Raw genomic sequence first — 12,331 nt, forward strand, 5'->3', positions numbered from 1 at the left:
CGGTGTTCTCCAGCCGGCCGTCCACCGTGACCACGAGTTCGCCGGCCTGGGCACCGATGCTGCCGGCATTGCGCACGCCCACGCCGTGTTCATTGCCGACCAGCCAGATCTTGTTGGCGAACATGCCCCCCAGCGCGCCCACATCCAGCGCAAAGGTCGGCGCATCGCCGCTGGCCGCCGCAGCGTTGACCTGGCTGTGGTCGGCACTGACCACGTTGTTGCCGAGGGTCGCCTGCAGCTGGTTGGCCCAGATGCCGGCGTTGACCTTCAGCGATCGGGTGATCAGGTCGGTGTAGTCGGCGCGGCTGGCATCGAGGCCATCGCCGTTGACCTCGATTGCCCCACCACTGACTCGATAACCTTCCAGCGAACCGCTGCCGCTGAACACCGGCGCGCCGGTGGTGAGCGTGACGCGGCTGGCATTGAGGAAACCGCCACCGTTGACCTGGATGCCGGCAGGATTGGCGATGATCACCTCGGCGCGCTGTCCGGCCACTTCCACGTAGCCATTGAGCCGGCTGGCCGGGCCGTTGACCTCGTTGAGGATGACCCGGGCGCTGCCGGTGGCGAGCCACGGATTGCCCTGCACCCAGCCACCCAGCTGCGTCTGCACCTGGCCACGCGCGTTGTTGAGGATCACGCCCTCGCGGCCGACATCGAACTGCGAGTAACGGTTGCGCGAAACACCACCGGCCGATGGCGTGGTGATGTTGACCATCGGCACACCGTTCGGCGCGGTGACCACGGTGGGCCGCTCACGGCCTGGCGCGTTGGGATCGGACACGATGTGGCCGACCGATTGCGCTGCAGCCACGGGCGCCAGGCTGACCCATCCCAACGCGCACATCAGCGCGAAGCCGAGCGGCGACACGGCTGCCGTCTGCCGGCCGGCGACCTGGCCGACCAGGCCGCCACCGCCTTTCACCAGTTCCGAAGCGACCTGCCACACGCGCAGCGCGCGGTTGAAAACCAGGCGATAGATGCTGTTCATTTCACGAATCCTTGTGCCAGATCAGTAGCGCCACGCCAGGCTGAAGCCGAAGGTGGTGTAGTCAGTCGGGAAGTTGGAGGGCTTGTGCAGGGCCGAGCCCACGAAACCGTCCCAGGAAAGCTGCTGCCAGCCGCCGCGCAGGCCCAATGCCATGCCGGCCAGATCCCGGCCGGATTGCCATTGCGCCGATGGCCCGCCGATGCGGCCGTAGTCGGCGGCGACGTAGAACTCCTGGCCGCCGCCGATACCCAGCGACAGGTCGTTGCGCAGCGACCAGCCGCGCTCGCCGCTGAGCGAGCTTTCGCCATCGAAGCCACGCACCGTGTAGCGGCCGCCGATCGCAAAGCGATCCTGTGGCGACAACGGTGTGCGGTTCCACTGCGCGCGCCAGGCAGCGGTGTAGCGCAGGCGCTGCTTGCCCAGCTGGAACGGCACGCTGAACTGCGCGTCAGCCGTGATCAGCTTCATCCGCGAGGTGCCTTCCAACGGCAGGCTTGGATCCCACGCCCGGGCCATCTCTTCCGGGGAGCGCAGTGCATGGAAGGCACCGGTGCCGCGCCGGTATGCCAGCGTGGCATCAAGCGTGGCCGCACCGATGAACTGCTTGTGGGTCAGGCCGAGCTCCCAGCCCGAGGTACGGCGACGCTGCACCTCGATCTCGGTATCGTCGATGTAGTTCTTCGACGTGCGCTGCCAGCCGCGGCCGTAGATGCCCAGCTTGGTCTTGGCATTGCGCAGCAACAGGCGATCCACGCGTGCCTCGGCGTTGCCGCTGCGGCCGCTGTAGTCATAGCTTTCGTACGCGCCCACCACGGTCTGGCTGTAGTCGTAGGCACTGGCCGTGGCGCCGAACAGCCAGTAGCCGTAGGGCACGTCGTAGTGCGCGGTCCAGCTGTTGGTGTCCTTGCCTTTGCCATTGAACACGCCGCGCCCCGCGCTGACGTAGAACAGCTCGTTCAGGCCCAGCGGGTTGTCCAACGACAGCGTGGCGTTGGCCTGCAGCTTGCCGGTGCCCTGGCTGCCTGCATCGTCCAGGGTCAGGCTGGCACGCACCGGCGAACGCTGTTTCCAGTCGATGTTCAGGTCGCTCTGCCCGGGCGCGGCGCCTTCGCCGTCTGCAGGTGCGATCTTGATGTCAGCAGTGACGGTGGGCACGCGCTGCAGGTTCTCCAGCCCCTGCTCGATGTCGCGCAGGTTCAACAGGCCGCCACTGCGGATCGGCAGCGCATTGGCGATGGCCGGATGCCGCCCATCCGCCTCGGTGAACACCGCCTCGCGGAATCGCCCGGGCACCACCGACAGTGTCAGCGTGCCGGTATTCAGATCCTGCGGGGCCGACAGCACGCGGGTGGTGACATAGCCACGCGCGATGATCGCGTTCTGTACGCGCTTCATCACCACGTTGATGCCTTCAGTGCCCAGGCAGCGGCCGCTGGCGGGATCTTCGCGCGGATCGGCTGCGGCCAATGCCCACTGGAAGCCCTTGGCACCCTCGCCGTCCAGCACGATGCGATCAATACGCACGCAGGGCTGCTCCTGCGTCGGCAGGCGCTCCCCCTGTTCACCCTGGCTGCTCTTCAGGCGTACATCGGGCCGGCTTTCCTGCTGCTCGCGCAGCACGCGTTCTCGTTCCTGCTGGCGCAGCAGCTCCTGCGCGCCCGGGTCACCCACCTGCTGGGCAGCAACACTGAAGGCCATGCCCAGAAGCACCAACCCTCCACCACTGCGGCGCGCACCGCGCACAGACATCTTCCTTGCTTGCACAATCAATTCCACGTGTTGATGCCACGCGTCAGCGGTCCTGCTCCCGGAAAGGAGAAGGGCCAACCCAATGGCTTGAATCGAGGTTCGCCGGGGGTATGCAACGGCATGCCACCGCGCCCGACGCGAAGTGGCGCATAGGCTATCGGCCGCCCGAAGGATTTCTATAGGGAAATTTTCAAATGCCCAGGACTACGGGGACAGAACACCGCAGGCAGAGATCCAGAGTATGCGCACGCACGCGCCACGTCGCAAAGCAACGGCGTTCAGCACAACGCCTTTCGCCGGCCCACGCTACAGTCGGCGCATGACCGTATTCCTGCAGATCAATGGCACCGCCATTGTTGATATCCCCAGCCTCTATGCGGAGATCAACCGGGTATTCATGGCCGGCGAAGCCTGGCAGCTCGGGCCCAGTCTCGATGGGCTGGACGATCTGCTGAACGGCGGTTATGGCGCGCTGGCCGGGCACGAAACCGCCACGCTGGTCTGGCGCGACATCGACCGCAGCCGAGAGGCACTCGGATTGGAGGCCACGCGCGCGTGGCTGGAAGACAAGCTGCGGCAGCCGGGTACGTTCAATGCCGAAACCATCGGCCGCCAGCTGGACGCCCTGCAACGTGGCGAGGGGCAGACCTACTTCGACATCGTGATGGAGATCTTCGCCAGCCACCCGGACATCACCCTGGTACAGGCCTGAGGCTGCCACGCCTGCTGCCGACGCCCATCAAGGAACGTGGCAACAGGTACCACATGCACAGCAGGAGCTTGCACCACAGCACTTGAGCGACTGTCCGCTGCCATCCTGGCACTTCGCTGCACAACATCCCTTATCGCGAGCGGTTGCCATTGGCGAGGCGATGGCACAGGCAGTCGCCCTGCCATCTCCTCCCAAGGGCGACGCCTCCACCGAATAGTCCAGCACCTGGACGTCGGCCTGTACCCCGCCCAGCCCACGCTTGCGGACACCCAGCGGCCGCCCCTCCAGTGCCGCCGCCTGCACCATCGCCGGAGAGATCGTCAATGCGCCCTTCTGCAGCAGCGTCCCGTCCTGCCACAGGCTCCACTGCAGGTCTGCACCCGCTTCGCCGACGATGGCCTCCGCTTCGGCAATGTCGACCACCAGGCTATAGCGTTGCCCATGCCTGCCCTCCAGCGCGACGGTCGCCGTGCGCCCCTGCCGCACGCTCAGCCGGGGCGAGAACGCGGGGACCCCGTCGTGCAGCACCCGCAACGCAAGGTGGTGCAGGTCATTCGACGGCGCCGCCTCTGCCGCCAGGGAAAGACCCGCGGTGCAGGCCAGAAATATCGCAAGCAACACCCGAAGGAACATGCATGACTCCGTTTGACCGCCCGATTGCGGCGATCCACCCTCCGCCGGACATCCCTCCGAAAGCTGTGACCCATAACGCGGATTCACCCAGCACCAGCAGGCTGGCGCCGGCAACGACCGTTTCACTCGCAATTGCCCATCGCCCGAGCCTCCCGCACAACCATTGAGAGTCGCACGCGCCACCGCAGCTGTTCACCTGCGACACGTGCCACGCCCCCGGCAAAAGCGTCCCCCCTGCCGCGACCAGTTACCATGGACAGCCCTGTACCGGCTCCGCCCCGCTGCCCTCCGGCGCGAGCGGACGCCCCTGATCCACGAGTCCCATGTCCAAAGACAAGTCCGCCGAACACACCCCGCTGATGAAGCAGTTCTTCGCAGCCAAGTCCGACTACCCGGACCTGCTGCTGTTCTTCCGCATGGGCGACTTCTACGAGCTGTTCTACGACGACGCGCGCAAGGCCGCGCGCCTGCTCGACATCACCCTGACCCAGCGTGGCAGCTCCGGTGGTGCACCGATTCCGATGGCCGGCGTGCCGGTGCACGCCTACGAGGGCTACCTGGCACGACTGGTCGCGCTGGGCGAATCGGTGGCGATCTGCGAACAGATCGGCGACCCGGCACTGGCCAAGGGACTGGTCGAACGCAAGGTGGTGCGCATCGTCACCCCCGGCACGGTCACCGACGAAGCGCTGCTGGACGAGCGTCGCGACACCCTGCTGATGGCCCTGTCGCGCAACAAGAGCGGCTATGGCCTGGCCTGGGCCGACCTGGCCGGCGGCCGTTTCCTGGTCAACGAAGTGGACACCGATGACGCGCTGGAAGCCGAACTCGCGCGCCTGGAGCCGGCCGAACTGCTGGTGCCGGATGAGGAGAACTGGCCGGAGTTCCTGCGCCAGCGCAGCGGCGTGCGTCGCCGCGCGCCATGGCTGTTCGACGCCGACAGTGGCCGCCGCCAGCTGCTGAACTTCTTCAAGCTGCATGACCTGAGCGGCTTCGGCATCGACGACAAGCCGCGCGCAACGGCCGCTGCCGGCGCCCTGCTCGGCTATGTCGAGGAAACCCAGAAGCAGCGCCTGCCGCACCTTACGTCCATCTCGATGGAAACCGCCGGCGAAGCGATCGCGATGAACGCGGCAACGCGGCGCCATCTGGAGCTGGACACCCGCGTCGACGGCGATACCCGCAATACCCTGCTCGGCGTGCTCGACAGCACGGTGACGCCGATGGGCGGCCGCCTGCTGCGCCGCTGGCTGCATCGGCCGCTGCGCCTGCGCGAGGTGCTGGTGCAGCGCCACCACGCGGTGGAAACACTGATCGACCGTGGCGCGGACGCAGATATCCGCGAACAGTTCCGCCGCCTCGGCGACCTTGAACGCATTCTCACCCGCGTTGCCCTGCGCTCGGCACGGCCGCGCGACTTCTCCACCCTGCGCGATGGCCTCGGCCTGCTGCCGGCCGTACGCGAGGTGCTGGCACCGCTGGATTCACCGCGCTTGCAGACCCTGCACGCCGCGCTCGGYGAACACGACGAATGCGCCCACCTGCTGGCCAGCGCGATCGCCGACATGCCGCCGCTCAAGCTCAGCGATGGTGGCGTGCTGGCCGATGGCTTCGACGCCGAGCTGGATGAGCTGCGCCGCCTGTCGACCCACGCCGACCAGTTCCTGGTCGACCTGGAGCAGCGCGAGCGCGAGAGCAGCGGCATCGCCACCCTGAAGGTCGGCTACAACCGTGTGCACGGCTACTACATCGAAATCAGCAAGGGCCAGTCCGACCGTGCGCCGGTGCACTACACCCGCCGGCAGACACTGACCAACGCCGAGCGCTACATCACCGAAGAACTGAAGGCGTTCGAAGACAAGGTGCTGTCCGCCCGCGACCGTTCGCTGTCGCGCGAAAAGTACCTGTACGAGCAGCTGCTGGACACGCTGGGCACCCAGCTGGAGCCGCTCAAGCAGTGTGCTGCCGCACTCAGCGAACTGGACGTGCTGGCCGCCTTCGCCGAACGTGCGCAGGCGCTGGACTGGGCGCGCCCGGAGCTGCAGGCCGAGCCGTGCCTGAAGATCGAGCGCGGCCGCCATCCGGTGGTGGAAGCGGTGCGTGACCAGCCGTTCGAGCCCAACGACCTGGATCTGCACCCGGACCGTCGCATGCTGGTSATYACCGGCCCGAACATGGGCGGTAAATCGACCTACATGCGGCAGAACGCGCTGATCGTGCTGCTGGCCCACATCGGCAGCTTCGTGCCGGCCAGCCGTGCGCTGATCGGCCCGATCGACCGCATCCTGACCCGCATCGGCGCAGGCGATGACCTTGCCCGCGGGCAGTCGACCTTCATGGTCGAGATGGCCGAAACCAGCTACATCCTGCATCACGCCACCGCGCATTCGCTGGTGCTGATGGACGAGATCGGCCGCGGCACGTCCACCTACGACGGCCTGGCCCTGGCCGACGCGGTAGCGCGCCACCTCGCCTACGAAAACCGCTGTTACACGCTGTTTGCGACCCATTACTTCGAACTGACCGCGTTGGCCGACGAACAGCACGAAGGCGGCCGCAGCGGCATCGCCAACGTGCATCTGGATGCCGTCGAGCACGGCGAAGCACTGGTGTTCATGCATGCAGTGAAGGACGGTCCGGCCAACCGCAGCTTCGGCCTGCAGGTGGCTGCCCTGGCCGGCCTGCCGCGTGCCACCGTGGCACAGGCGCGCCGACGCCTGGCCGAACTGGAACAGCGCGGCGGCGAAAGCCATGCCGCCGAACTCGCCCCGCAGGCGCTGGATGCCCCGCAGCAGTTCGGGCTGTTTGCCGCTCCGCCGAACAAGGCGCAGGAGGCGCTGGCCGCGATCGACCCGGACGAGCTGACCCCGAAGCAGGCACTGGAAGCGCTGTACCGGTTGAAGGCGCTGCTGTAAGGCAGGCCGCAGGTTCCGCCGGCCCTGCCCGGCGGACGCCCGCCATGAAGCCTTCGCATTGCCGTCGTGTACACGGCGTTATGCTCGGGCGGTTCGTCCTTCACAGACCGGAGACCGCCATGAACACCGAATCCCTTGCTGCATCCCTCTTCCAGCAGCTGCAGCAGGGCCAAGGCCTGCAGCAGGTCTCGCAGCAGCTCGGCCTGGACAGCAGCCAGGCTACCCAGGCCGTCGGCAGCGCGCTGCCGCTGCTGCTCGGCGCGATGGGCCAGAACGCCAGCGAGCCGCAGGGTGCGCAGTCCCTCCTCAATGCCCTGCAGCGCGACCACCTCGGTTCGGGCGGCGGTGGCGGTGCTGGCGGCGGTTTCGACATCGGCAGCATCCTCGGCGCGGTGATGGGCGGTGGCGGCGGCAACGCCACCAACGGTGCCGGCATCCTCGGCCACGTGTTCGGTGGGCAGACCTCGCAGGCGGCCGAAGTGCTGGGCCAGAAGACCGGCCTGGACAGCGGCAGGTCCAGCCAGCTGCTGGCGATCCTGGCCCCCATCGTCATGTCGTTCCTGGCCCAGCGGTTTGCCCAGAGCGGCAACGCCGGCCAGCTCAGCCAGGCCCTGGGGCAGGAAGCACAGCAATCCGGCGGTGGCATCGGCAGCCTGCTCGGCGGTGCGCTCGATCAGGACGGCGATGGCCAGTTCGGCGCCAGCGATCTGTTCAAGCTCGGCGCGGGCCTGCTCAAGCGCTGATCGCGCACAACGATGCAAGCGCCGCCTGCCATAGGCGGCCACTATCGCATCGGTTGAATCAATCGAATTTACCCATCATTAGGCGATGCCTATGGTGGGTAAGCGATCTGATTCCCTCATTCGCCAGCCCACAGGTAGAGACCCATGAAAAGCGAAGCGAAGTGCCCGTTCAACCATGCCGTCGTCGGTGATGCGACGACCAACCGCGACTGGTGGCCGAACCAGCTGCGCGTGGATCTGCTCAACCAGCACTCCACGCGCTCCAATCCCCTTGATACGGGCTTCGACTACGCCAAGGCCTTCAACGGGCTGGACTACAGCGCCCTGAAGGCCGACCTGAAGGCGTTGATGACCGACTCGCAGGACTGGTGGCCAGCCGACTTCGGCCACTACGGCGGCCTGTTCATCCGCATGGCCTGGCACAGCGCCGGCACCTACCGCATCGATGACGGCCGTGGTGGTGGTGGCCGCGGCCAGCAGCGCTTCGCTCCGCTCAACAGCTGGCCCGACAACGTCAGCCTGGACAAGGCGCGACGCCTGCTGTGGCCGATCAAGCAGAAATATGGCCAGGCCATTTCCTGGGCCGACCTGCTGATCCTGACCGGCAACGTCGCACTGGAGTCGATGGGCTTCAAGACGCTCGGCTTTGCCGGCGGCCGTCCCGATACCTGGGAGCCGGACCAGGACGTGTACTGGGGCCGCGAGACCACCTGGCTCGGTGGCGACGTGCGCTACAAGCACGGCTCGGAGGGCGTGCAAGAGGACCACGGCGTGCTGGTGTCCGATGACGACGCTGATGGCGATGTGCACTCGCGCAAACTGGAAAACCCGCTGGCCGCGGTACAGATGGGCCTGATCTATGTGAACCCGGAAGGCCCGGATGGCAATCCCGATCCGGTGCTGGCCGCGCATGACATCCGCGACACCTTCGGCCGCATGGCGATGGACGATGAGGAAACCGTCGCCCTGATCGCCGGTGGCCACAGTTTCGGCAAGACCCATGGTGCCGGCCCGGCCGACAACGTCGGCAAGGAACCGGAAGCAGCGGGCCTGGAAAGCCAGGGCCTGGGCTGGGCCAACAGCTTCGGCAGYGGCAAGGGCGGCGACACCATCACCAGCGGCCTGGAAGTCACCTGGACCCGCACCCCCGCGCAGTGGAGCCACGACTTCTTCGAGATCCTGTTCGGCCACGAATGGGAGCTGAGCAAGAGCCCGGCCGGCGCGCACCAGTGGGTCGCCAAGAATGCGGACGCAGTGATTCCCGATGCGCACGATCCGTCGAAAAAGCACCGCCCGACCATGCTGACCACCGACCTGTCGCTGCGCATGGACCCGGCCTACGAAAAGATCTCGCGGAAATTCCTTGCTGATCCGCAGGAGTTCGCCGATGCCTTCGCCCGCGCTTGGTTCAAGCTGACCCATCGCGACATGGGCCCACGTGCGCGCTATCTCGGCCCGGAGATTCCGGCCGAGGAATTCATCTGGCAGGACCCGGTGCCGGAAGCCAGGCACCCGTTGATCGACGCCAAGGACATCGCCGCGCTGAAGCAGAAGATCGCAGCGACCGGTCTGAGCGTGGCCGAGCTGGTGTCCACGGCGTGGGCCTCGGCCTCGACCTWCCGCGGKTCSGACAAGCGYGGCGGCGCCAATGGTGCGCGCGTGCGCCTGGCACCGCAGAAGGACTGGGCGGTGAACCAGCCGCAGCAGCTGGGCAAGGTGCTGGCCGCGCTGGAAAAGGTCCAGGCCGAGTTCAACGGCGCGGGCAGCAAGCAGGTGTCGCTGGCCGACCTGATCGTGCTGGCCGGTGGCGTCGGCATCGAGCAGGCAGCGAAGGCCGGCGGCCATGACCTTAGCGTGCCGTTCACTCCGGGCCGCACCGATGCCAGCCAGGAACAGACCGACGTCGAATCGTTCGCGGTGCTGGAACCGGCTGCCGATGGTTTCCGCAACTACCTCAAGGGCGCTTACAGCGTGCCGGGTGAGGCGCTGCTGATCGACAAGGCACAGCTGCTGACCCTCACCGCACCGGAAATGACCGCCCTGGTCGGTGGCCTGCGCGTGCTCGGCGCCAATGCCGACGGTGGCAGGCACGGCGTGTTCACCAGCCGTCCCGGCACGCTGAGCAACGACTTCTTCGTCAACCTGCTGGACATGGGCACCACCTGGAAGGCGACCGGTCGCGAAAGCTATGAAGGCCGCGGCCGCAGCGATGGCGCTGCGCGCTGGACCGGCACCCGTGCCGACCTGGTGTTCGGCTCCAACGCCGWGCTGCGSGCCCTGGCCGAGGTCTACGCCAGCGCCGATGGCGAGAAGAAGTTCGTGCAGGATTTCATCGCCGCCTGGACCCGGGTGATGGAACTGGATCGCTACGACCTGCACGGTTGACCGGATATGCCAGGTGCCAACCTTGGTTGGCACATGGCACGGCGCCCACCAAGGTGGGCGACTACCCGACCCCGCTGTGGGGTCTTTACCCGGTGGATGCCGACCTTGATCGGCACATGGCACGGCGCCCACCGAGGTGAGCGACTACCAGACACTGCTGCGGGGTCTTTACCCGGTAGATGCCGACCTTGGTCGGCACATGGAACAGCGCCCACCGAGGTGGGCGACTACCAGACACTGCTGCGGGGCCTTTACCCGGTAGATGCCGACCCTGGTCGGCACATGGCACGGCGCCCACCAAGGTGGGCGACTACCAGGCACTGCTGCGGGGTCTTTACCCGGTGGATGCCGACCCTGGTCGGCACATGGCGCAACGCCCACCAAGGTGGGCGACTACCAGCGCCCGGGCGGCGCCGTCACAGGGCGTCGATATCACCCAGTGCACGGATCAACCGGCGTGCGCGCTTGTCCGGCTTGTGCTCCGGTGCCTGGTAGCCATCACGCGCGGCAATGCGCAGCGCACGCTGTTCGGCGCGGCGGGCCTTGGAGGCTTCGCTCTCGGCATACAACTGCTGCGCCACCGGCGCCGGACCGCGCTGGTCGCTCAGGCCCAGCACCTGGATCTCGAAGTGTTCTTCACCGCGATCGACCAGCAGCTGCTCTCCCACGCGTACTGCGCGCGAGGATTTCGGACGCTGCCCGGCCACGGATACCTTGCCGGTCTCGATCGCCTGTTTGGCCAGGCTGCGGGTCTTGAAGAAGCGGGCCGCCCACAACCAGATGTCCAGACGGACGCTGGGCGCCAACGGGGAAAGCTCGGACATCGGTGGGGACTACTCCGTTCGCTTGTTCAGGGGGCGCGGATTGTCGGGGTCGGTGCGGCAGCCGCTGCCCCCGATCAATGCCGGCGTGCCGGCCGCCAGGTCCTGGCGCTGGCTGCCGACCAGGCACTCGGGGCGGTCGGTCGGCCGCACCTGGGTATCGCCCAGCCGGTCACCCGACGAACATGCGGCCAGTGCCGCTGCGATCAAGGCCGCCACGATCATCCGCATCGCCTGTTGTGGTTGATGCATTGCCACATCCTGCAAACCGGCTTGATGCTAGTGTGCGCCTCCCGGGAATCGATCACCACTCCATGGCCAAAGCGCCGCTTGACCTGACCTCCGGCCCGATCGGCCGCAACCTGCTGCTGTTCGCGCTGCCGATCCTGGCAGGCAACATCGCGCAGTCGCTGAACGGCTCGGTGAATGCGGTATGGGTGGGGCGCTTCCTTGGCGAAGCGGCACTGACCGCGACCGCGAACGCCAACAACATCATGTTCTTCCTGATCGGTTCGGTGTTCGGCTTCGGCATGGCCTCGACCATCCTGATCGGCCAGGCCATCGGTGCGCGCGACATCGCCCAGGCACGACGCGTGGTCGGCACCAGCGCCACGTTCTTCATCGGCCTGTCGGTGATCATCGCCATCGCCGGCTGGTTCCTGGCCCACCCGCTGCTGGCGGCGATGGGCACGCCCGCCGCCTCGCTGCCGTTGGCCGAGGCCTACCTGCGCATCATCTTCCTGGCGATGCCAACGCTGTACGCCTTCGCCTTCCTCAGTGCGGCGCTGCGCGGTGCCGGCGATTCGCGCACGCCCTTCCGCTTCCTGCTGGTCTCGGTGGTGCTGGACATCGCCCTGAACCCGGTGCTGATCTTCGGCATGGGGCCGTTCCCGGAACTGGGCATCGCCGGCTCGGCCTGGGCCACGCTGGTGTCGCAGACGCTGTCGCTGGCCGGCCTGCTGCTGTACATGCGGCACAAGCGGCACACGCTGTGGCTGGGCCGCGCCGACATGCACCTGTTCAAGCTGGACATGACCATCCTGCGCGCGCTGGTGGTCAAGGGCGTGCCGATGGGCCTGCAGATGGTGCTGATCTCGCTGTCGGTGATCATGCTGATGACCATGGTCAACCAGTACGGCACTGACACCGGCGCAGCCTACGGTGCATCGCTGCAGCTGTGGAACTATGTGCAGATGCCGGCGATGGCGATCGGTGCGGCGTGTTCGTCGATGGYCGCGCAGAATGTCGGTGCGCAGCGCTGGGATCGCGTGCGCGGTACCGCACGCCAGGGCATCGCGTTCAACTTCCTGCTGACCGGCGCGTTGATCCTGCCGCTGGTGCTGCTGGACCAGTATTCGCTGGCCTTGTTCCTTCCGCAGGGC

At 67.0% G+C, this 12,331-nt stretch carries 10 protein-coding genes; 5 read left to right on the forward strand and 5 right to left on the reverse strand.

Translation table 11 applies throughout. The features are described 5' to 3' along the window. The coding region (locus AC1VAN_RS01345; RefSeq protein WP_480985131.1) for a two-partner secretion domain-containing protein at positions 1 to 991 on the reverse strand (991 nt) is incomplete at its 3' end. Positions 992 to 1,012: 21 nt separating this feature from the next. Next, a complete protein-coding gene (locus AC1VAN_RS01350) occupies positions 1,013 to 2,689 on the reverse strand; it encodes a ShlB/FhaC/HecB family hemolysin secretion/activation protein (RefSeq protein ID WP_442251364.1) in 1,677 nt (558 codons plus the stop codon). A 370-nt stretch (positions 2,690 to 3,059) separates the two neighbouring features. Here AC1VAN_RS01350 and AC1VAN_RS01355 point away from each other — a divergent pair, with 370 nt between their 5' ends. Further along, entirely contained in the window at positions 3,060 to 3,452 is a 393-nt protein-coding gene (locus AC1VAN_RS01355) for a barstar family protein (RefSeq protein ID WP_442251357.1), read from the forward strand. Positions 3,453 to 3,479: 27 nt separating this feature from the next. Here AC1VAN_RS01355 and AC1VAN_RS01360 read toward each other — a convergent pair whose 3' ends face one another. Next, positions 3,480 to 4,085 (reverse strand): hypothetical protein, encoded by a 606-nt coding sequence (locus tag AC1VAN_RS01360; protein ID WP_442251356.1) that lies wholly within the window; start codon positions 4,083 to 4,085, stop codon positions 3,480 to 3,482. A gap of 323 nt (positions 4,086 to 4,408) precedes the next feature. Between AC1VAN_RS01360 and mutS the strand changes: the two genes are divergently transcribed. The 3 genes from mutS to katG all read left to right on the forward strand — a co-directional run bounded on the left by mutS (position 4,409) and on the right by katG (position 10,128). Next, positions 4,409 to 7,000 (forward strand): DNA mismatch repair protein MutS, encoded by a 2,592-nt coding sequence (mutS, locus tag AC1VAN_RS01365; RefSeq protein ID WP_117309834.1) that lies wholly within the window; start codon positions 4,409 to 4,411, stop codon positions 6,998 to 7,000. A gap of 119 nt (positions 7,001 to 7,119) precedes the next feature. Next, the gene (locus AC1VAN_RS01370) at positions 7,120 to 7,743 is read left to right on the forward strand and encodes a DUF937 domain-containing protein (RefSeq protein ID WP_025873810.1); all 624 of its coding nucleotides are present in this window, start codon (positions 7,120 to 7,122) and stop codon (positions 7,741 to 7,743) included. A gap of 144 nt (positions 7,744 to 7,887) precedes the next feature. Then, entirely contained in the window at positions 7,888 to 10,128 is a 2,241-nt protein-coding gene (gene katG, locus AC1VAN_RS01375; RefSeq protein WP_480985132.1) for a catalase/peroxidase HPI, read from the forward strand. Positions 10,129 to 10,544: 416 nt separating this feature from the next. On the opposite strand, the gene AC1VAN_RS01380 is transcribed toward katG, so the two are convergent. Further along, positions 10,545 to 10,952: an RNA-binding S4 domain-containing protein gene (locus AC1VAN_RS01380; protein WP_025873812.1), complete on the reverse strand. Its 408-nt coding sequence runs from the start codon at positions 10,950 to 10,952 to the stop codon at positions 10,545 to 10,547. A gap of 9 nt (positions 10,953 to 10,961) precedes the next feature. Beyond that, positions 10,962 to 11,201 carry a hypothetical protein gene (locus tag AC1VAN_RS01385; protein ID WP_025873813.1) on the reverse strand — a complete coding sequence of 80 codons (240 nt, stop codon included), beginning with the start codon at positions 11,199 to 11,201 and terminating at the stop codon, positions 10,962 to 10,964. Positions 11,202 to 11,263: 62 nt separating this feature from the next. On the opposite strand from AC1VAN_RS01385, the gene AC1VAN_RS01390 reads away from it, so the two are divergent. Further along, the coding region (locus tag AC1VAN_RS01390) for an MATE family efflux transporter (protein ID WP_480985133.1) at positions 11,264 to 12,331 on the forward strand (1,068 nt) is incomplete at its 3' end.

It is taken from the genome of Stenotrophomonas sp. 05L44_2 (assembly GCF_056665995.1).